Raw genomic sequence first — 23164 nt, forward strand, 5'->3', positions numbered from 1 at the left:
TTCTTTCTAGTTCATCTATACTTAGGTGTTCTTGGATACTTAAGCGTCTTGGCATAATGGCGATCGCTCCTGGGAATTATTTTTCTCCTCTTCAATTATACACAAACGATGCTACCGGACATGATATCACAAATTAATTTAACAATTTAGTGGAGCTAGGGAATGCCCGGTTTGGTAACAGGGAATAGAAAATATGCTTGAGCTAAATATACAAATAATTTTGTCTCCCTACCGATCTATGTTCATCCTAGTCAAAGTAAAAGCTAAATCAGCAGCACTTATTTGTTCATATATTTCAAACGGTTGATGGACCCAAGGATTATCTGGCAAATAATCAACATAGTAGTCAGGTTCAAATATAGAGCAAGCCTTGTACCACAAAACTGCTGTTTTGAGTTCCTGAATTTCTTGACCATAATTATCCTGAAGCCAAGCGATAGACTTATCTATACTAACTCCCGAATCTACTAGATCATCAGCTAGCAACACATGACTACCTAAACGATATGTAGTCATAGTTAAATTTTTTCCTATGATCATCTTACCCTGTTCCTGGCCTTTAATACCACCATAAGAGGAAGTAGCTAGAATCGCTAAAGGTTTTTTGAAAATGCGAGACAAAATATCTCCTACTCGTAATCCTCCTCTAGCCAAACAAACAATTTGATTGAACTGCCATTGAGATTGATAAATTTTTGCTGCTAGATACTCAATTTTTTGATGATAGTCTAACCAAGAGATGTAAAGATTGCTCATTTTTGAACTTTAAAATAATAGTGATAACCTAAAAATAGGATAGTTTTAATTTTACCTAAAACTCTCACTTGTATTTCAAGCCACAATCATTATATTTTATTAAATGAAGCATCGCCCTTCCGTTGTATCTCACACTTTTTAAGAAATGCTATACCAATTTTCTACAAGCTGAAATTTTTGTGTTATTTAAAGGTAAAGGTATGTTATATCTTTCAAATAATTTAGAAAAGGGGTATTTTAAAAAAAAATAAATTTTATGATTATTAGCTAAGCTGAATAGCAAAAATATCAATCTGCTATCCTCAGCTATCCACGCCGAACCCCATAAAGTAATCGATTAATAGCTGTTGTATCTTCTTCACTCCAATTATGGTATAAAAATAAATTTCTGAGCTGTTTTCTGTGTTCTTTAGTCAAAATACCAAATCCATAGACTTGGAATACTAAATCTGCAATAATTACTTCTGGTAAAAGGGTTTGATAGTTCATAGTAGTTCATCATAATATACTGTTTATAGTATCCCCAATTTAACAATTAATAACTGTGATAAAAAATTTACTCTAAGTTATATTTATCTAGAAAATTCGTGACTTATGTCACCATAGTTAAAGCATAATTCTGTAATTTATGCCATTTTTCTATGAAGTTACACTCTATAAAAGAGAATAATTATTAGCAGAATAAGGTCATAGAAAAAAATCTTCAACAAAATTCTTCAATCCATGGTTATAAAAAAATAGTATAAGATATTAAGAATAATAATATTAATCAATGGTTGCCAGATTTTTTTGAAAAAAGATACTTGTTCAGCATAATTAAGGGAATAATTAGATCATACAACCAATAATTTGAATGTTATACTTAATCAATAATTAATATTAATTGTTACTATTGCCACTGTATAAATATTAAGTATTATATAGCATTCAAAAGTATTGATAAATTAAGCAAATGGCGTAAAAAAATACTTTAAGTAAGAGTTTAAAAGTATATGAAAAATCAGCAAAAAAATTATACTCCTATAGTAATAATATTAACTATAGCCTTGAATTTCATAATTTTAGGATGTCAAAAAACCAGCAAAAAAATACAGAAAATAGATAACAAAAACAATACAACATTGTTACAGCCAAATACTGTAGAAGAAGAAAGTAAATTTAAAGCAAGAAGTTTGGCAATTCGTAAGAAACTAGCAGCCGTAGACTTAAAAGAACTAGATAGTTGGTGGAGACCAAGAAAAATTGGAGACCCTCATAAATATCTACTGCCAGTAATTTTAGCCAGATTAAGTTTAGAAGATACACAAATAGGAGAACTTTATAATCAAGAAAAAACCTGGAAAATTTTATTCCAACTAGATAAAGATAAACCAAGCCTTTATCACTTCCGTAGTTATCTAGATGTGCGAATTTTCTTTTTATTTAGAGATAAAATGCCATCTGATGTATTAGCATCTTACAAAAATCAACTACAACGACCGAAAGTTTTCAACTGGATAAAAACTGGAACAGAAAATCATATGTTTATGCAACGTGCATCTGGTTTAGCGTTGATGGATGGAAGTGGTTGGCCTGTAGAAGACCCTGCAAGTGAAGCCACAAATGAGGCATGGTTGCGAGCAGAGCTGAATAAGTTTTTAACTATTGGACAAGGAGAATTTCATTCTTCCACTTATTATGGATATAGTATTGGTGGATTACTCAATCTATATGATTTTGCTCGCGACCCAGAATTGAAAAAACTGGCAAAAGGTTTATTAGATTGGTATGCAACTAATATGGCACTAAGACTAAGTTGGGGGACTGCTGGAGGTGCAGAAAGTCGGGGTTTCGATCGCAGTACCTGGAATACTGAGTTAGGTGCAGTAGCATGGATGTGGTGGGGAGAAGGCACTGAAGCTGCAGAAAAGATGAGAAATGGTACTGCTAGGTTAGCATTGCCAGCAGCTCTAAGCACATATCGTCCTCCAGAACATCTGAGGGCACTCGCTCGTAAACAAGTGCCATTACCATTTCAGCTCAGAGCAAGTCATCCAATTTACTATAGTTACTCTCAAGGAAACCGCTTATGGGAAAAATTCTATATAACTGAGGACTATAGTTTAGGAACTTTATTAGAGCCTACTCGCAGTTATCAAGTCGAGGGTACAATTAGTGCACAATATACTACTTATAAGTTAGTAGTGCGCGACCCTGAAGGCATTAATAACGCAGTAGTAGGTTTAGGTGGCACTTATCATGGACCCCGAGCAACTGGACGTAGTCCCGGCGATCAATATGTTCAACAACAGGGAGCAGTAATATTTCAGTTAATTCTCAGCGATCGAGATTTGCAAGCAGGAGTGCCAGCACAGTCGCATTTAGTTTTGCCAAAGCGTTATGGCGAACCGAGAAAATATAAAAATTGGTATATTTGGCGCATTGAAAATATTTGGCTATGTGCTCGACCTTGGGCAGGTGAGGTAAGTTTACAACCATTATCTCGGAAATATAAAGATTACCAAGCAATGGTTGCCAAAGGAAAAAAGACTGCTTGGGTTACTGATGTAGCAAGAGTAGCTGATATTGGAGATTTTGAAAGTTTAAAACAGGCCTTGGATAAAACTATGGTTGATGATAGGGAATGGGAGAGTCAAGGGCGTTTAAGTTATTTGAGTTTAGCTGGCGATCGCATAGTTATGACATATAAGCAAGATGGTGCTATTGGGGACGCAGTAGTTAATGGGGAAAAAAGAATTTTAAAAAATTGGCCTGTTTTAGAGAGTCCATACACCAAACAAGGGTTGTACAGTGGGTTGCTAGAAGTTGATGACCCCAAGCTAGGTAAATGGCAATTAAGAGGTAAGTTAATGGGTCCAGAATGGGAGTAGGGGAGAGTGTGGAGATGGGGAGATGGGAAGATGGGGAGATGGAGACCCACCCCTCGCCCCTCCCCCTCCCAGGAGGGGAATATCGAGAAAGATTTGGCAATGGCGCTTGTGATGGAACATTTTTTTATACCGAATTTAGTGAACTTGATGTTATACCAAATCTCAAAAAGTTTGCTATTTATCTTTAACTCATGGGGAGATAGGGAGATAGGGAAATGGGGAGACGGTAATCAAACATAGCATTACTATTCAGAAATGCTGTTACAAATTTTTTAGTTATAAACACTAAATATAGCGTAGCACTATAGCTTTAATCCTATTAATATAGTGTTTTAGCGTGAATTATCTGAATATTTTTCCGTGAGAATTTTTTAACCCATAAAGTTAAGTAATTTGATACTTCAATACTTACGATAGAATTTAACAAAAAGTCATAGAGAGAAAATTACTCATGCTATTAAAGTCAACAACTAGACATATTCGTATTTTTGCCGGAGTTATAGAAGACAATGAACTTGTTCCTGATGATCAGGTATTAACCCTCGATATCGACCCCGATAACGAACTTAACTGGAATGATACTGCCGTGCAGCAGATTTACAGAAAGTTTGACGATCTGGTAGAATCTTGTAGTGGGGAAGATTTAACTGAATACAACCTACGTCGTATAGGTTCCGATTTAGAGCATTTTGTGCGATCGCTATTACAATCAGGTCAAATTAGCTATAATCTTGGTAGTCGTGTCAATAACTATAGCCTAGGACTACCAAGAGTAGACATTGACCCTGAAGCTCAATAGGATATTAAAATTTAATCTCTAATATAATCAATCGGGACTTACGCAGAGACTATACATATAGCGACGGCGAATACCATTCGCCCCTACAGATAGTGGTTTAAAAATCAATTTGCGTAAGTCCTGATAATAATCTGATAACATCACTGTTATCGGATTAGATACTTTGATAATGTTGTAAAAATTGCTTCATAGATACCTGACAATTGGCCATAAATTGACTGACTCCAAGTATCAGGAAAAAATTGCTCTAGAGTTTCGACTAAAGCAAAAATTTCCATATTAAACATTTTATAATATAATTCATGAGAATGTTTAAGTTGAGTTAACAGCTAATCTATATCTATACTGAGGAAGTGGCTGTTTGTAATTAGTTTCTTGATTGGTAAAATTACTAAGAGCATTAGAATCAGAAAATTTAGACATGAATCACGTCACATGATTAAAAACAATATATGATAAAATTAACTTAGTACAACTGACAATCAAGATAATATTTATAGTTTTATCAGTAAAACAGTTTAGGAATTAGATATTTTTAGATAGATATTGAAATTATGCTGAAAAATCAAGAACAAAGACCTAATTCAACTAGCATAAATAATTAAAGATAAATCTAACCGATCAAAGAAATGGCCGAAAGCTGCGAGGAGCCCTGATGCAAAACACTATGCCAAAACACTACCTGTGGGTTATAGGTGAAGGGATAAAAACCTATCGGCCAGGAGAAATAATAGTAGATCGTTATCAAGTTCAAGACGATCGAATACTAATGGATACTCAACCAGAAAAAACGCCCCAGATGCCCGAAGAAATTCCGGGAAAAATAGAACCATATTTAAGATTATTTCCCTATAGACTTCATATTCCTCAAGTTTTTGGAATTATATCAGTAACAGAAAAAAAAGGGACTCGAAAAATTTGGCTTTTAGAAGCAGGGCCAATTAATTCCAATTCAGGAAGCTTAATGCCAAAAATAGCTACATCATGGAAACATGCTACAGCAATGCGACAGTTAAATTGGTTATGGCAAATAGCTCAACTTTGGCAACCGTTGAATGTGCAAAAAGTAGCTTCTAGTTTGCTAAATTCAGAAAATCTGCGGGTAGAAGGACAATTAGTACGCTTATTAGAGCTACAGGCAGATCAAAAATCTTTGACATTGCAGCACTTAGGTAGATTCTGGCAGAAATGGGCAAGCAATGCTCATCCAGCAGTAGAAAAATTCTTGAAACAACTGTTTCACCAAATGATTGCAGGTGAAGTCTACAATGCCGATCAGGTTATAGTACAACTAGATCAAGCTCTGGAATTATTGGGGCGATCGCAAACTAGAAAAATTAACATTGCCACTGCTACAGATACCGGACCTAATCGTTCTAACAATGAAGATGCTTGTTACCCACCCAGCAAAACAGCCATTAGCTATCCACCGAGTTATAAAACAGTAGCTATGGTCTGCGATGGTATTGGTGGTCAAGAAGGAGGAGAAGAAGCATCAGAGTTAGCAATTAAAGTTTTGTGCCAAAGATTACATAACATACCTGAGGATGGCGATCCTCTGACTATAATTACAAAATTAGAAGAATCTGCTTATGCTGCTAATGATGCTATCTATGAGCGTAACGATAACGAGCAACGCCAAGGTCGTCAACGGATGGGAACCACTCTAGTTATGGCACTCGCCCATCTCCATGAACTCTACATAGCTCATGTAGGAGATAGTCGTGCTTATTGGATTACTCCGACTCGATGTTATCAAGTAACTCTAGATGATGATGTTGCGACTCGTCAAGTCAGATTAGGCTACTCTTTATATCAAGATGCCGTCAACCAAATTGCATCAGGTGCTCTAGTACAAGCTTTGGGTATTACGGCCTCAACAAGTTTACATCCAACTGTACAACGTTTTCCAATAGATGAAGATAGTATTTTCTTGATTTGTTCTGATGGTTTAAGCGATAGAAATCGAGTAGAAGAATATTGGCAAACAGAAATATTACCATTGCTAGAAGGGAAAACAAATCTAGCTACAGTGAGAGATAGATTAATAGAAATTGCTAACACCATAAATGGGCATGATAATGTAACAGTAGCTTTAGTGTATTATCAAGTAACTGATAAAGGTCAGATAACAGAATTGTCTGTTCCACCTGTAAAAGTTCAGCATTTAAAAGTAGAAAAATCACGAAAAAATTCGGAATTTAATTCATCAGATAATCAATTTTTCGACAATAAACCCAAAAATTTTCCATATGACTCAGAATATAAAAGTGGGTGGTTTTACTTGTCAGGAATTCTGATACTTCTGGTATTAGGTGGAATATTGGCATACTTTTTAAGTCCTTTAGTAAAAGGATTAACAGAGCAAAAAAAAATAACACAGCCATTGGATGTAAGCTCTCCAAAGAATAATACTTTTGCAGGAAATACGAAAAACCCTAGTCAACAAACAAATTCTATATTTTCTCCTAGTTTATCTTTGGATATAGGTTCATTTATATTGATTAGTCATGGCGGTCATGATCGCGAAAGCTTACATGAACCAATTGAATTACTAAATAATACAACAAATAAGACAGTTAAAGGTACAGTTGGTGATGGTAGTATTCTCCAAGTAACTAGAAAATTGAATCAATCGGAAGAAAATTGGTTAGAATTACAGGTTTGTGCAACTGAAACTCCCTCAAATATTGACCTAGAATTTTCTAATTTTTTACTACAACCAAAAGATAAAGGTTGGATTCAACAAGCAAAAATAGAGAGTAGCTCGGATGTCATAATTTTGGAAAAAAATTCAGAAAAACTAGATGGATGTGTAGAAGATTAGTTCAATTTAATCAATCAATAGACATCTATAGCAATCCTAATTTTGGTTGTGAAAATGTGAAAAAATATCTGGCAATTAGGTAATATTATGTGCCCCCTTCTGGGGAGCTACGCTTACAGTAGAACAGTTATAATTAGGTTCATAGTTGTGCTTTAGCCCTAAGGCCAATATTTACAAGGGTTTTCATTCCGGTAGACTACAGTAAGGACGTTCCATGGAATGTCCCTATAGGGTGCGTGATTGTGATAATGTGGTTCATCAATATCAAAAGTTCTGTAAAGGGCTAAAGCCCAACTACAAACAAAAACTCCATTATAACTATTATTATAACTAATTAGGGTTTGCTGAAAAAGTCTTTTGGCAGGGGTAGGAGTCATATCATGTCCGGTAGCATCGGTATTGTATAGAAAAGGTAGGCAACAGGCAACAGGCAACAGGCAACAGGCAACAGGCAACAAACAGGAAGGTAATTGAGCAAGAAAAAAACTTAAATTTCCTGTAAATATCCACGCTAACTTTTACACAAACGATACCAACGGACATGATATCAGAAGTCAGGAGTCAACCCACCCCTAATATCAAATCCGGTTAAACAGCCATAGAATGGTTAAGTTAGGAGGAGTCAGGAGTCAGGAGGAGAAAGAATTACAAAGATAAACGTAGTTATGGCGATTGAAGATTTTTTTTATGTCCAATTAAACGGATTTGATATAACCCCTCCCAGGAGGGGAAGTCAGGAGGAATTGGGGATTTAGAGGAGGTAGTCGGATATATTTATCCCTTTATTTTTTTGCCGTAGTTAGCCCAAAATCCTAACTTTTTGGTCGCTCAAGCTTAAAAAGTTGCACTTTTTTTTCGTTCTAAAAAGGCTAAAACCTTTATCTGTAAATGCTTTTAGGTTTAATCAGCAATCCCTAATTATCCGAACATAATATTATAATATCAAATTCGGTTGAACAACCTCACTTCTTGGCCATTATTAGATTTTTGACAAATCAAATCATTATTATAGTGAAAAAAATGTAGAAACATTCTATTGAAATGAAAGTCTTTACAATGTATGAAAATTTATAAAGATATTTACTACAATTTGATATAAAAATATCAACGACTACTAATTTCCATGTAGCTTAAAAGCCAATTTGCCATAGTAGCACGGCGTGCTTGCACAGGAGTAAATTCTCCTATTTTATAACCTTTAAAACCCAACTTTTGCTTCAGTAACTGTTTATTTTCTTTAGGAATAGAACGAGTTAACTTGACAGTGGGCGGGCGAAATTCAATAAAATTAGGAGGTTCTAGATATTCATCTCGCCACTCTGGTGCGACACTAGAAGCATCCCATTTATCAGTATTAGCATCATAGCGATAACCAAGATAATACCAAACTAATTGATTAACAGTATTATCATCAATTTTTTCATCAATAATTGCCTGAATAGTTTCTTTATTCAGTGGTGGTAGTTCAGACATAAAAGCTGACTCCATTTTACTTATTTTTATATAATTATATTATGATGTAGCAGAAGGAAGAAGGAAAGGGCACAGACAGATCAAAAGCTTAAAACTCAGACAAAGCAATATTTTTCCTTCTTCCTTCTTCCTTCTTAACTTCTGCTATACTTATGAATCAGGGAAACAAAAGAAGAATAAAATGTAGAGGCGTGGAGTGCCTCTCCCATAATTGAATTATTGTTAGTTAGCTATTTACTTAAAATACCTTCTTTTTGTGCCATTGATAACATTAAATCTACTACTCGACAAGAATAACCCCATTCATTATCATACCAAGAAACAACCTTAAAGAAATTGGAGTTAAGTTCAATTCCAGCACCTGCATCAAAAATACTAGAGTGAGAGTCGCTGGTAAAATCAGTCGAAACTACAGGGTCTTCAGTATATCCAAGAATACCCTTCATCGGTCCTTCGGCAGCAGCTTTCATCGCTGCACAAATTTCTTTGTAGCTAGTTGACTTCTCGCTCTTGAAAGTTAAATCAACTACAGAAACATCTGGAGTCGGAACCCGGAATGCCATACCAGTCAGCTTGCCTTTTAATTGTGGTAAAACCAGAGTTACTGCTTTTGCTGCACCAGTAGAAGCGGGAATAATATTTTGAGCTGCACCACGTCCACCCCGAAAATCTTTTTTACTCGGACCGTCTACAGTTGGTTGAGTAGCAGTCATAGCGTGAACAGTTGTCATTAGACCTTCTGCCAAACCAAAATTATCATCAATAACTTTGGCAATAGGGGCTAAACAATTAGTAGTACAACTAGCATTAGAAACAATAGTATCTTCGGTAGGCTCGAATTGATCGTGATTAACACCCATCAACAAGGTTTTTACCCTATCTGGATCTTTTGTTGGAGCTGAAATAATGACTCGCTTTGCGCCTGCTGCCAAATGATTTGAAGCACCGTCAAAAGTGGTAAATAATCCTGTAGACTCAACTACATAATCTGCACCTTTTTCTTTCCAGGGTAGTTCAGCAGGATTTCTAACTGATACACATGGAATCAATTTTCCGTTAATTGTCATACCATCATCTGAAGCTGACACATCTCCTTGGAAACGTCCATGAGTTGAATCATATTTTAATAAATAGGCTAGGTTTGGTGGTGGTACTAAATCGTTAATCCCAACAAACTCGATTAAGTCGGGATGGTTAAGTCCAGCACGGAAAACTAGACGTCCAATACGGCCAAATCCATTGATAGCTACTTTTAAGGCCATGGATACACTCCTTTATAATGAATAGCTGAAAGTCACTATAAGTTTGACTTATGCTTGATTTGATTAGAACCTATCACGAAGATAATTGTTTAAAATATATTCTTTTCCATATTTTAAGAATCTTTCTGTCAAATGACTTAGGTTTTACGGGAAGCTTATGCCCTAGATTAAATAGATCCACTTAGCTACTCAGCAGGTCGAGTCCAAAATTTCATACTTGATAATATTTTTGACAGATAATACTGAGTTCTTAGAGAGAGGCTAATTATAACAGTGCTATCGGACATGGTATAAATCATCAAAGACTTGGATAGTGAAATAATCTTAAGCACTGTATTTGACATATCAAAAGCTTAAAATTCAAAAAACGCCTGATTTTTCCTTTTTCCTTCTGCAATAATACTAGCTCGATCTAACTTTGAGGTGGCTTCTGTCTGACAACCTCATCAATATCAGAATCAGAGGTAGTATTTTCTGTAGAATTAGCTTGATTTTCAGATGAACCATTGGAACCATTTGCAGTGACAGTGTGCTCGCGATCGCTATCTTTGATACCATCATCAACAGATTCATATCCATGAGAATGAGCATCATCATAATTTGACAAATCAGGTCGCTCTGACTTCTTAGGTTTTTCACCCTCCAACAGCCATCCCTCCAAATTTTTAACAGCAATATATAAATTAGGAGTAATCAACAAACTCAAAAGAGTACCAAACAACATTCCCCCAAATATTGCAGTACCAAGAGACCAACGACTACTCGAACCTGCCCCAGTAGCAATAACTAGAGGCATAAAACCAATCAAACTGGAGATTGCCGTCATCTGAATTGGTCGAAAACGTTGCTCTGCTGCTGTAATTGCTGCCTTAGTAATATTTACACCCTTATCCCTTAACTGGTTGGCAAATTCTACAATCAAAATTGAGTTCTTGGAAGCCAAACCAATTAACATCACTAAGGCAACCTGAGCATACACATCATTTGTAACCACTGGCCAAACAGAGCCAGCCATAAGTATATTTGATCGAAACCAAATTGCTACCAGAGCGCCTAATACCGCCAGTGGTACCGAGAGCATAATAATTAAAGGGTCGATATAGCTTTCGTATTGTGCTGCTAGTACCAAAAACACCATCACAAAACCCAAGCCAAAAATAATCGGTGCTGCACCACCAGATGATTTTTCCTCTAACGCACTGCCCTGCCAAGCATAACCAAAACCAGGGTCTAACAATTCTTCCGAGGCTTGCTCCATGGCAGCGATCGCTTGCCCAGAACTATAACCAGGAGCAGGTCCACCTTGAATTTTCATGGAACGGAAAATGTTATAGTGGGTGATAATCTCCGGCCCGACAAAATCTCTGATTCTGACTAAACTTCCCAGGGGAATCATTTCACCATCAACAGAGCGGACATACAATTGATTAATATCATCAGGTTTAGAACGAAACTCTGGCTCCGCTTGAACATAAACCCGATACTGGCGTTGCCCTAAAACAAAATCATTCACATAAGACGAACCGAAATAAATTTGTAAGGTGGAAAATATATCATTAACATTCACATTTAATGCCTTAGCGCGATCGCGTAAAACTTCAATTTGCTTCTGAGGCTTATTAGCGCTAAACTGACTATAAACAGCTTGTAAACTAGGATATTCTGGGGAATTAGTTGCCCCAATTAATCGATTACCATTTTCGAGTAATGCTTGAATAGGCAAACTTCCAGTACGGTCTTGCAATTGAAATTCAAAACCTCCTGTACTACCTAGTCCTGGTACTGGTGGAGCATTCACAGCAAAAGCGTTCACTTCTTTTATTCCTTGCAACGCTCCATTTAATCTTCTGGTGATGCCATAAACAGACTGCTCTGGTAAAGTTCGTTCCTCCCAAGGTTTAAGTAGGACGAAAAATACCCCTTGACTAGGGTTGAGACCATCAAAACCAAATCCAGCAACACCAAAAGAAGATTTGATTTCGTCAATCTCCGCAATTTCTTTTTGAATTTTGGCTGCTGCATCAGTATTATAATTGAGGGAAACTCCGTCAGGAGCTTGATAAATGACGATAAAATAACCTTGGTCTTCTTCGGGAACAAATCCACCAGGAACTAAACCGTACATCCAAACAGTTGCCACTAGACCCGCAATAAAAATCCCCATGACAATGATATTAATGCGAGTGAGAAAGCTGACTAATTTACCGTACTTATCTTGTAACCAACCAAAACTTCGGTTAAAGGTATCAAATATCCAACCCAAGAGTCCGGTAGCTTCTTGTTTTGGACGTAGTAACAAACCAGATATACTAGGAGAGAAGGTCAGAGCATTAAAAGTTGAGCAGGCAACGGCAAAAGCAATAGTCAAAGCAAATTGTTTGTAAATTACTCCTGTTGTTCCTGGGAAGAATGAAACCGGAATAAATACAGCCATTAATACTAAGGAAGTGGCGATCGTTGCTCCAGTGAGTTCTTCCATGGCATCCAATGCTGCTTGCCTTGCCTTCATTCCTTGTTCAATTTTACTTGAGACTGCTTCCACAATTACGATCGCATCATCCACCACCAGACCTGATGCTAAAGTACAAGCAAACAAAGTCAGAGTATTAATTTCAAAATTCAAAATTTTCAAACCAGCCATTGCCCCAATTAAAGCTACAGGAATAGCGATCGCTGGAATCAAGGTAGCTCGCCAATCTTGTAAAAAAATAAAGATAATCAAAACCACTAATCCTACAGCTTGGAGTAGAGTAATAACTACCTCTTGCAATGATACTTCCACGAATAAGGTTGTATCATAAGCAACGCTATATTGTAATCCGGGGGGGAAATTCTGACTAAGCTCCAGCATTGTAGCTTTGATTTGATTTGCTGTTTCTAGAGCATTACTGCCAGGAAGTTGATAGATTGCTAAACCCGTAGTCGGATCTCCATTATATGTGGTAACTAGATCGTAATTTTCCGCTCCAAGTTCAGCTCTACCTATATCTCTAACCTTAACCAAAGTACCATTTTCATCTACTTTCAGCACTAAATCCTCAAATTCTTGGGCATTTTTTAACCTACCAATAGCTTGCAAAGGAATTTCATAAACTAAATCTGGTGGTGCCGGGTTTTGACCAATTTTACCTGCTCCCACCTGAATATTTTGTTCTTGCAAAGCATTAACTACATCCTGAGCTGTTAATTCACGAACTGCCATTTTCTGGGGGTTAAGCCAAATGCGCATGGCATATTTCCGTTCTCCTAAAATTGTCGCCTGACCAACTCCAGGAATACGCTTAATTTGATCTAAGACGTTGAGATCAATATAGTTACTCATAAAGTCAGGACTGTAGTAAAAGTTGCCATTTTCATCTTTTTCTGAGTAAGTGGCAATCACTAAGAGAATATTAGGAGATGCAGCTTCTACAGTAATACCTGTTTGTCTGACTAAATCTGGTAAAGAAGCTTCTGCTTGAGAAACTCGGTTTTGAACATTAACCTGAGCGGTGTCTCGGTCTACATCATTAGGGAATACAATATTAATGCTCGTCTGACCGCTATTACTGGTGTTGGAATACATATATTTCATGTCTTCAACACCGTTAATTTCTCTTTCTAAAATTGTGGTTACGGTATTTTCTGTGGTTTGAGCATCAGCTCCAATATAGGTTGATGATACTTGAATTTCGGTATTAGCTAGTTGTGGTAATTGGGCAATGGGCAACAATGGAATTGAAATTGCCCCCGCTAATATAATTATGATTGTACAGACTGTCGTTAAGACAGGCCGTTTGATAAAGGTATCAGCAATACTTAAAAGCATAATGAATCAGTTATCAGTTATCAGTTATAGCGCTGCGCGCAGGCAACAGGCAACAGGGGGAATAAAAAACCTATAATATAAGATTTTAGCTATTGGACACCTCTTGTAATTTGTAAATATGCCAGCGCACATTGCTATAGAATCCAGTTATATAATAAACATCTCCAGAAAAGAGGGAATAGGGAATAGGTATGGAGGGGAAAATAATTGATAATTTCTGTACGATAATTGATTTTATTTTTGATTTTTACCAGATGTCTAATATATTTAGAATTCTATAACTACTTCAATATTCTGTCCCCCCATCCCCCCATCCCCCCATCTCCCCATCTCCCCATCTATATTTTAGAGGGACTGTTTCTCATTTTTCTTCTCAATGGGATTGCCCAATTCAGAATCATCAGCAATAGGTATACCATTCCGGAGTTTTACCACACCGGAAACAACTATTTTGTCAGTGCTTTTCAATCCCTCAATTACTTGATAATCTTCACCTTGAATGCTTCCCAACTTCACAGGTTTTTGAGTTGCAATCAACTTTTTCTCACCATCCATGATTTTCTCTTCTGCAACAAAAACAAAAGCTTGATTTCCGATCCGTCTGACAGAAGTAATAGGAACAGTTAATCCTTGCTTTTCTTCCCAGATAACTCTTGCTATTACCTGCTGGTTAGTTTGTAGTTTCTTTTCCCCATTGTCATATATTGCTTTGACTAAAACAGTTTGAGTTCCTTGACCTGTATCTGGAGAGATAAAAGATATCCTACTGCTACCAATTAATTTATCTGTTTGTTGAAGTAATTCAACTCGTGTACCTAGTCTAATTTCAGGAAGTCGGTCTATAGGAATATTAATATTCGCTTCTAAAGTATTATTGTCCTGAATAGTGGTTAATGGAGTTTGACTATCTACATAATCACCCACTTTCGGTTTTACTTCTCCAACCACCCCACTAATAGGAGCAAGAATATTGTAATATTGTAACTCTACTTGTTCTGCCACTGCATTTGCCTGAGTTTGTTGTAGTTGACCGCGAACTTGAGCTACCTGACTTTCCTGAGAGGAAATTTGTTCGTTTTGAGCTGCTATTTGAGCATCTAAAGTTTCAATACGACGCTGCAAATCTTTTTTGGCACTTTCTACCTGTGCTTTAGCAGCATCTATAACTTCTTTTTGAGCTGCTATTTGAGCATCTAATGTACCTGTGTGTCTTTGTAAGTCTTTTTTGGCACTTTCTACCTGTGCTTTAGCAGCATCTATAACTTCTTTTTGAGCTGCTATTTGAGCATCTAATGTACCTGTGCGTCTTTGTAAGTCTTTTTTGGCACTTTCTACTCGTGCTTGTGCTGCATCAATTTCTTGTTCTATAGCATCTATTTCAGCTTCAGCTTGTCTAATGTCACGGGTAGCTTGGTCAAACCTTTCTTTAGGGACAGCTCCTTCTTCATACAAAGTGGAAAATCTTACTTGTTCAATTTTTTGGTATTCTAAAGTCGCTTCCCTTCTTTCTTTTTCAGCTCTTTGTGCTCGTAAAGCTGCTTCGGCATCTTCTAATTGTGCTTCTTCTGATAAAGAACTTGATTCAGCTAGTAATCTATTTAGTTCCTGACGCTCTGACCTGAGAGTTGCTTGAGTATTTTCTAAATTAGCTTCTTCAGACAGAAAGCCAAATTCAGCTAGTAATCTATTTAGTTCCTGACGTTCCCTCCGGAGGTTCGCTTCAGCATTATCTAGATTAGCTCTTTCAGAATTTAATTCTCTTTGGGCAATTAGTTCCGTTTTATCATCTCTCAAGGCTCTTAGTTGAGCTTCTGCACTATCTAATTGTGCCTGAGCTGAACTTATCTGAGCAATATTACTATCAAGAACTGCCTGTTGTTGAGAAGGATCTATTTGCAGTATGGGGTCTCCTTTTTTAACTCTGTTACCTAGTGATACAAATACTTGACTTACTTGTCCACTTACTCTTGGCGTAATAGTTGCTCTTTCTTTTCCTTCTACTATTGCGATATACTCTGTGCTGTCTGCCACTTGAGTTGGATTGACTCTGGCTATTTCAACCGCAGTAGGTGGGGGTGCTACTGCTTGTGGTGTTTCACCTCCACAGGAGCTTAATATAAGCACGGATAACAGCAAAGGCCAATATCTAGCCTGGTTGACTAATTTACTATCCATTGGTATTAAGTTCACTGGTAAATTATCTTCTCAATTCTACCTTGCTCTTGTAATGAAATTATTTAACCTGATTAAGAGAAAGATCAATTCAGTTGTCAATGGAGGAGTCAGGAGGAAAAAAGAAGGAAGTTTTTTATCACTAAGACCATGCATGAAAAAAGAATGTGACGAATAAATAGATTACCTTATATTCTTGTATTTGCTACTATTTAATGCTGTTTTACCTCTTTTACTATTCCCTCCATACCTTTTTCATAGTACTTGGTCTCCACATCCTAGTGTTTAGCTGCAAAAATTAGTAATATTATTTTTGAGTTGACTTCGTTTGAGTTTAGGTGAGTTTAGGCTTTTTTCATTCTTCTAAGAAATAGATTAACTTATACAATTAGACACTAGATAAAAACGCTATAATTTAAAACATTTTTTCTGGGAAAAATTACTTATAGCAATCCTAAATTGGTTGTGATATATAATTCAGGTAATTATATTATGTTCCCCTTCCAGGGGAGCTACGAATTGCGGATAATCAGTTATAAAAAAACTTCTGGCCTTGAAGCTTTCTTTCCCTTCTACCTTCCCCTCCTGGCAGGGGGAGGGGCGAGGGGTGGGTTGCCTTCTGCCTTCCTTCCTGCAAAGTGTAAGTATTCAACCGTTAGCGTAGCTCCCCCGGAGGGGGAACATGATATTAGTTATCGTATCGTGCTCGGAGTCAGGAGTCAGGAGAAAGTCAGGATGAGAGTGGGAATTATCTGGAGATATTCTGGCATTTTATATCTGCATTGAATGGAAGTAGAAAGTGCGATAACTGTATAACTGGATTTTATATGACAATTTTGATCATAGTTAATTTGAATTGAAAACCTTTAAAATTCTGACTCGGTCTTCCTGACTCCTGTACGGGCGTTTTGCTAGCGCACAACTATGTTAATGCTCCGCGAAATGTAAAGCGGAGGCCTTTAGCTTCGCATAACTATCGTTAACACTCCTACCATCAAAATATTACAACTTAAATATAATTGCTATAATAATCAATAACTTGATTCTTAAATATTGAATAGTAATAATTCAATTTACTTAGAACTATATTAATATATGGAAACTACAAATTTTCTGACTTGGTTACTCTTTTTTGGATTAATAAGTAGCATTGGTATTGGTGCTATGATATATGCTTATCGTGGAAAAGGTAGTATTTCTGTCCTATTTACAGAATTCATTTCAGCATCTTCATCAATACCATCAGAGGCAGAAGTAAATTTTCAACAAGGATGTGAGGCTTTTCAAAAGGGAAATTATCAACAGGCAATAAATAAGTTTACTGAAGCTCTGAAAAATAATTCAACTATTGCTGAAGCTTATCATAATCGGGGTTTGGCTTTTGCTAATCTACGTCAAGATGATGAAAGTGTAGAAAATTTTTTGCAAGCTGGAGAATTATATATAGAACAAAAAAATCAAGATGCTATGGTAATTTTGAAAAAAAATTTGGAGTTATTAAAGGCTAGAAAAAAAGCCAGTTCCGCTACGCGGAAGTAAAAAGTAAAAAGTTAAAAGTCAAAAGTATTGAAAGGGGGGTTATATATAGAAAAAAAAATCAAGATGCTATGATGATTTTGAAAAAAAATTTGGAGTTATTAAAGGCTAGAAAAAAAGCTAGGAAAACTCCTAGTTAATTGTTATAAGCTAGTTTTTTTAGGAGTTATATCAAATCGGTTTGATTGAACATAAAAAAAATATCCAATTGTCATAACTACCCTCATCTTTGTGATTCTCTCTCCTTCTGACTCCTGATATAGATGGAAAATTATATAATATAATATATGTTTATAATTCTATCATTACTTCAATTTCCCCTACGGGTACTTTGGCAAAAAATATGTTAATAACAGCATCAAACCCTTATATGGTCTAGGTTTTACATTTAATCAACCTTTTTCCTGATATATCTAGGTTTTCCTGCGGAATGCTACGCAAAGAGCCATTTTTAGCCAGAGCAACGTATTTTCCTTACCCCTACTAGCTTTGAAGGCATTTTAACTGTGAAAAATATTAAAGTACCCCTACTCCCCTACTCCCCTACTCCCCACCCCTAAATAGTATGATAATTATTCAACAAGTATTTTATTTTTTGAGGGGGTAATCATGGGATTAGGTATTTTAATTGATGGTAAATGGGTATCTAAACGAGAACAAGAAGATTCTCAAGGTAGATTTATTCGCCCTAATACTACATTTCGGAATAAAATTACGGCAGATAATTCTAGTGGGTTTAAGGCAGAAACAGGACGTTACCATCTATACATTTCTTGGGCTTGTCCTTGGGCACATCGAACTGCAATTATGCGAAAGTTAAAAGGATTAGAAGATGCTATTGGGTTGTCAGTTGTAGGGGCAGTAATTGACCAAAATAGTTGGGAATTTTCTGATTCTGAATCAGGATGTATTCCTGATACTATTAATCATACTAATTATCTTTGGCAAGTTTATCTTCAAGCTGATGTTAATTATAGTGGGAGAGTTACCGTACCTATACTTTGGGATAAGGAGAAAAATACTATTGTTAATAATGAATCCCGTGAAATTATTCGGATGTTTGATACTGAGTTTAATGGTATTGCTAGAAATGACCTGAATTTGTGTCCTGAAGATTTAAAAGATACTATTGAAAAAACTCTTGATACTATTTACCAGCCAATTAATAATGGTGTTTATCGAGGGGGTTTTGCAGGTTCTCAATTAGCTTATGAAGAAGGAGTAAAAGATTTATTTGCTGCTTTAGATTATTGGGAAAATATATTATCAAAACAACGTTATTTGTGTGGCGATCGCTTAACTGAAGCTGATATTTGTATGTTTACTACTTTGCTTCGTTTCGACCTGGTTTATTATGTTCATTTCAAGTGTAATTTACGTCATATTTGGGATTATCCAAATCTCTGGAATTATCTGAAAGATATTTATCAATATCCAGGGATAAAAGGAACTTGTAATTTTGACCATATTAAACGGCATTATTACATGAGTCATCCTAATGTTAATCCTACTAAAATTGTACCGGTTGGCCCTGAGATTGATTTAGATTCTCCTCATAACCGGGCATCAATAGACTTCTCCAGAAAAGATTCTCAAACTATTACCCCGCCGTTCTAAAATAGGCATTTTTGGAGAGGTTTAATTTAAGGTAAGCATTCATTCTAGTAGTGGATTGACACATCTAAAATGGTGCATTAGGTGTAGGTTGGGTTTCGTTCCTCAACCCAACCTACATTTTTAGGCGTGTCAGTCCAGTAGGGTGCGTTACGTTCCTAACGCACCACGATATATACCCTAAAACTAACCCTAATCAGTGGTGCGTTACGACGCAAGCTGATATTTTACACACAAAACCTAGTTTTTTGTAAGCGTCTAACACACCCTACTGGATTGTTTCATCTAAAAATGTGCATTAGAAAATGGGGGGTAAGGGAATGTAATGACAGGGTGATGGGGTGATTATCAAAAAGGCTAATGCACTATTTTAGGCGAAACAGTCCACTACTGAACTGATAATTGATAACTGAAAATATGCCTGCTAAAGATATTTTTCATAAGGGACGTTCCATGGAACTTCCCTACAAGGTTTTGGTTGTGACGATATGGTCGATCAATCTGAAAAGCGCTGTAAATGTTGCCTTAGAAAAAAACGCTCTGCACAATTTTAGCTGTGTTGGTTTACTACTCAATCTTCTAAATTCTGAATATGGTGCATGACAACGGATTGCCAAATCCCTTTCATAGTCTGAATTTAAGCCGTAAATACGCACCCTACTCAATCTTCTAACTTCCGTTTCTTCTGACTCCTGACAAAAAAATCAGCTCAATAGCATCCCCTTTTAAGGGGATGAAAAAAATCAAATTCAGTATTTCAAGTCTCTAACTTGAGCGGTCGGTACTGATAACTGATAAGTGATAAGTGATAACTGGGGGTTGCACATTAAAGAATGATAATAGATTTTAAACTGTACATATATTGAGGAAAGAATTATCCAAAAATATCTACTTTCGGATTTAATCATCCCTGATTGTGCAACGCCGATAACTGATAACTGATAACTGAAATAACTCCCTATTCCTGAGTACAAGCATCATAAATTCTTTGACTATTTTCACTTAGATCGCCCAACCATTTTTGTCTGACTCTTCGAGCTTTTTTATCATTAGCAAGAAAGTCATTAACATACCTCTTCCAACTAGAATTTTCTTCTCCTCCAGGAAGTATAAAGCCATAACCTGCACAAAAAGGACGGCCATTTTGCTGAGGAGTGAGTAAATTATAATCTTCCCCTAACTCAGAGTTCAGTATAAATAATGAACCTAACAAAAGAGTTCCATCGCTGGCAAATCCATTAATTTCACCATCCAATAAAGCTTTTACCCCTTGTTCTCTGCTTAAATATTTATTATCAATTTGTTCATCAGGATAACTTGTTTTAATATCATTTTCATTCGTAGTATTCCTAACTACACCAACTACCCCATTACCAGCTTTCAAATCTTCTTCTTGGGTTTCTTTTTTGACTAAGATTTGTGTTGCTGTAATAAAAAAAGGTGTAGAAAAACTAACGCCGTATTTTTCTTCACGTTCAGCACTAATAGTATTAGGACCACACTCCAAATCTACCTGACCACTTGTTACCATATCCCAACGACTTTGGGTAGTTGATGTAACTAATCTTACCCTAATTGGGTCTAGTTGGTTGGCACTCAGACGTTCAGCTAAAGCATAGGCAATATCTATACAATACCCTGTCCATTTTCCGTCATTTCTGTAGCCAAACCAAGGAGAATCTCCTCTAACTCCTACGAATATCAGCTCTCTTCTAATGATAGTTTCCTCTGTTTGTGTGTGACTAATTTTTTGTGGAAAAATAGTCGCCAAGAATGCTAGGGATGAAACAATCAAAATTTTTAGTTTTTTATTCATTTTTCCTCGTTTGAATAATTAGAATAATTAAACCGCTTCTACTTTGAAAACTATAGTTTTTCTGCCAATACTTCGAGATTGCTTCCTTACATCGCAATGACACATCGGAATAATTAGAAACTTCAGGTTTCAACATGGACGAGGTTTAGAATCTCCAAGTAGCTCGAGTAACAAATACTGTAATTGGGTCATTTCGATCGTCATGCTCTGGTTGTGTTTCGATAAAGAAACCGGATGTTATATCTATATTATTTGAAATTCTATAATTGTAGAAAATTTGAAATTGTATAGAAGTATCTGGATCATCTTCTCCACCATCAATATCTGTTACTTTTGGTTGCTGACCAACGGAAAGACCTAACATTCCATTTTCAAATACTAAGTCATCTATTGCTACCGTTACTGCCCAATTCCAAATATCTGCTTCATCCCCTTCGCGATCGCCTGCTTCTGCTTCAGCATTGCTATAACCAACCCAACCAGAAAAAGTAAATGGTGCCCAGCGATAGCTAGTTTGGAATCCAAAATGGTCTGCTGAAGTTGCCACTCTGCCAAAAGGTCGTTGAGCATTTCTGCTACCTGTAAAACCTGCTACATTAACTAAATCTGCTGTATAGTATGATCTTACATAAGCAAAAGAAAAATCAAAATCTACTGTTGGTGAGACTGTTAACTGAGCATAAGCGCTATTTGTACCGTTAAAAATTCCCCCACCTTCTCTGGGATCGTTGACTCTTCCTGTACCACCACCAGGACCACCTCCCAGATAAGCCACATCTAACCTAAAATTATCGTTAATTTGATAACTATAACCTAAACCAGCACCGCCTACTTGAATATAAATGACGGGGTTGTAAAAAGCGAACAAGGCTATACTTCCTGTATTACCACTGAGTAGTTTGGGATTAAGAGCAGGAGCCATCAAATCGAAGTCAAGTCCAGCAGCTCCTATATAAAGACTCATTTTCGTGTTGAGGGGAAAAATATAGTATACTTCTGTTAATCGCGCTATGTCATTAGGTGGAGAACCTGCGCCTATGAAAGTATGAGCTGTACCTGTATTTACTCCAGGTAAGTCTCCAACTCTTAGCCTAGTTCTCAGGAAGTCTAGACCTGTAAAACTGGTATCAAAGTTCAATGTTACAGCATGACCAAACCCTGTTTGGCTATCATCGGCACTCACTGTAGCACCGTCTTCTCCATCATTACCGAAAGCATCATAAAGGGCCATGGTTACTTGCCCTTTTAGTAATGTTGTGGTAGAAAACTGATTAGCTTCCAGGATATCTGTTCGTGTTTCTAGAGCATTCAGGCGGGATTTAGTATCGGCTATTTCAACCGCAAAATTTGCTTGTAATCGTTGACTTTTAGCTAAGTCTTCTTGACTAATATAACCTTCACCGAATTCTTCAATTAGACTTTGAATAACTTCTAAACATTCGTTAAGATTAGCAGCAAACTCATAACGACTGATGGCTCTATTGCCACCAAATGTAGCATTTGGGGAGGCCAATAGACAACCATAACGTTCTGCTAATCCTTGTAAGGCACTATATGCCCAATCTGTGGGTAGAACATCACTCAGTTGATTGACAGAGTTAACTCGTTCTAGGGGGGGTGGTATTTCGGGAGGCTGATCGAGTCGATTGTATTGTTCTATTTGTCCTAAAGTATCATTATTTTTGTCTGTAACAATATTTGTTTTTTTTTGGTCTAACTCTTCAAGTGATTTCGATGTCTGTGGAGGTTGCTTGAGTGGATTGTATTCCTCTATTGTTTCTAAAATCTGAGCAGTTTGGTCAAGACTTTCACTTGATTGTTGTTTCTTGGCTTCACTACTTGGAGTAATAGACAAGACAAATCCTATGCCTAAAATGAATGGGAATACTGCACCATAAAACTTACGTCCCATATTTTTAGTTTAATAATTTTACTGGAAGTACAAAAAACATTATTATGTTAATATGGTTTGTAACTTTGTTAAGTAAATATTTATATTAATTAGGCTGTAGGTGTTAGGTGGTACATCGTAGGTGTAAATTCAAGAGCTAATACAGGAAACAGATCATGAATTTGGGATATTTCTTCAATAACCCTTAAATATAAAATTTTGATTATGCTTAATTATCTTGACATGATATAAGTACTTTTTGGGCATTGCTGAGGGGGGGATGAATATAAGTGGTAAGTGGGGGCAGGCATCCTGCCTATCCCGAAAATATCAGGAACGG

General features: G+C 36.5%; 15 protein-coding genes. 6 read left to right on the forward strand and 9 right to left on the reverse strand.

The features are described 5' to 3' along the window. Positions 1-228: 228 nt before the first annotated feature. Positions 229-756: a phosphoribosyltransferase gene (locus F6K27_RS02690; RefSeq protein ID WP_287245174.1), complete on the reverse strand. Its 528-nt coding sequence runs from the start codon at positions 754-756 to the stop codon at positions 229-231. 306 nt (positions 757-1062) lie between these two features. Further along, positions 1063-1245: a hypothetical protein gene (locus tag F6K27_RS02695; RefSeq protein ID WP_287245172.1), complete on the reverse strand. Its 183-nt coding sequence runs from the start codon at positions 1243-1245 to the stop codon at positions 1063-1065. A gap of 503 nt (positions 1246-1748) precedes the next feature. Here F6K27_RS02695 and F6K27_RS02700 point away from each other — a divergent pair. The 3 genes from F6K27_RS02700 (at position 1749) to F6K27_RS02710 (ending at position 4425) form a co-directional block, all read left to right on the forward strand. Continuing rightward, positions 1749-3626: a hypothetical protein gene (locus F6K27_RS02700; RefSeq protein ID WP_287279760.1), complete on the forward strand. Its 1878-nt coding sequence runs from the start codon at positions 1749-1751 to the stop codon at positions 3624-3626. Then, entirely contained in the window at positions 3617-3814 is a 198-nt protein-coding gene (locus tag F6K27_RS02705; RefSeq protein WP_287279762.1) for a hypothetical protein, read from the forward strand. Before F6K27_RS02700 ends, F6K27_RS02705 begins: the two co-directional genes overlap by 10 nt. A gap of 263 nt (positions 3815-4077) precedes the next feature. After that, complete coding sequence (locus F6K27_RS02710) at positions 4078-4425, forward strand: NAD(P)H-quinone oxidoreductase subunit M (RefSeq protein ID WP_124142856.1); 348 nt, start codon at positions 4078-4080, stop codon at positions 4423-4425. Positions 4426-4571: 146 nt separating this feature from the next. On the opposite strand, the gene F6K27_RS02715 is transcribed toward F6K27_RS02710, so the two are convergent. Beyond that, a complete protein-coding gene (locus tag F6K27_RS02715) occupies positions 4572-4712 on the reverse strand; it encodes a hypothetical protein (protein ID WP_287279765.1) in 141 nt (46 codons plus the stop codon). Positions 4713-5092: 380 nt separating this feature from the next. Between F6K27_RS02715 and F6K27_RS02720 the strand changes: the two genes are divergently transcribed. After that, positions 5093-7252: a protein phosphatase 2C domain-containing protein gene (locus F6K27_RS02720; protein WP_287279767.1), complete on the forward strand. Its 2160-nt coding sequence runs from the start codon at positions 5093-5095 to the stop codon at positions 7250-7252. A 1104-nt stretch (positions 7253-8356) separates the two neighbouring features. Here F6K27_RS02720 and F6K27_RS02725 read toward each other — a convergent pair. From F6K27_RS02725 to F6K27_RS02740, 4 genes are all read right to left on the reverse strand, one after another. Next, positions 8357-8725, reverse strand: coding sequence for a DUF1823 family protein (locus tag F6K27_RS02725; protein ID WP_287274197.1), 369 nt, complete (start codon positions 8723-8725; stop codon positions 8357-8359). A 230-nt stretch (positions 8726-8955) separates the two neighbouring features. Beyond that, entirely contained in the window at positions 8956-9987 is a 1032-nt protein-coding gene (gene gap / locus F6K27_RS02730; RefSeq protein ID WP_287274193.1) for a type I glyceraldehyde-3-phosphate dehydrogenase, read from the reverse strand. 412 nt (positions 9988-10399) lie between these two features. After that, on the reverse strand, positions 10400-13795 hold the full coding sequence (locus F6K27_RS02735; RefSeq protein ID WP_287274192.1) for an efflux RND transporter permease subunit: 3396 nt from the start codon (positions 13793-13795) through the stop codon (positions 10400-10402). A gap of 345 nt (positions 13796-14140) precedes the next feature. Beyond that, complete coding sequence (locus F6K27_RS02740; protein WP_287274191.1) at positions 14141-15985, reverse strand: efflux RND transporter periplasmic adaptor subunit; 1845 nt, start codon at positions 15983-15985, stop codon at positions 14141-14143. A 1077-nt stretch (positions 15986-17062) separates the two neighbouring features. On the opposite strand from F6K27_RS02740, the gene F6K27_RS02745 reads away from it, so the two are divergent. Beyond that, on the forward strand, positions 17063-17506 hold the full coding sequence (locus F6K27_RS02745) for a tetratricopeptide repeat protein (RefSeq protein ID WP_287274190.1): 444 nt from the start codon (positions 17063-17065) through the stop codon (positions 17504-17506). A gap of 606 nt (positions 17507-18112) precedes the next feature. Next, positions 18113-19120: a glutathione S-transferase family protein gene (locus F6K27_RS02750; protein ID WP_287274189.1), complete on the forward strand. Its 1008-nt coding sequence runs from the start codon at positions 18113-18115 to the stop codon at positions 19118-19120. A 955-nt stretch (positions 19121-20075) separates the two neighbouring features. On the opposite strand, the gene F6K27_RS02755 is transcribed toward F6K27_RS02750, so the two are convergent. Together F6K27_RS02755 and F6K27_RS02760 are read right to left on the reverse strand one after the other, a co-directional pair. Further along, entirely contained in the window at positions 20076-20933 is an 858-nt protein-coding gene (locus F6K27_RS02755; protein WP_287274186.1) for an amino acid ABC transporter substrate-binding protein, read from the reverse strand. A gap of 145 nt (positions 20934-21078) precedes the next feature. Continuing rightward, positions 21079-22845 carry an iron uptake porin gene (locus F6K27_RS02760; RefSeq protein WP_287274184.1) on the reverse strand — a complete coding sequence of 589 codons (1767 nt, stop codon included), beginning with the start codon at positions 22843-22845 and terminating at the stop codon, positions 21079-21081. Positions 22846-23164 lie beyond the last annotated feature (319 nt).

The sequence above is a fragment of the Okeania sp. SIO2F5 genome, assembly GCF_010692685.1.
GTDB lineage: Bacteria > Cyanobacteriota > Cyanobacteriia > Cyanobacteriales > Microcoleaceae > Okeania > Okeania hirsuta.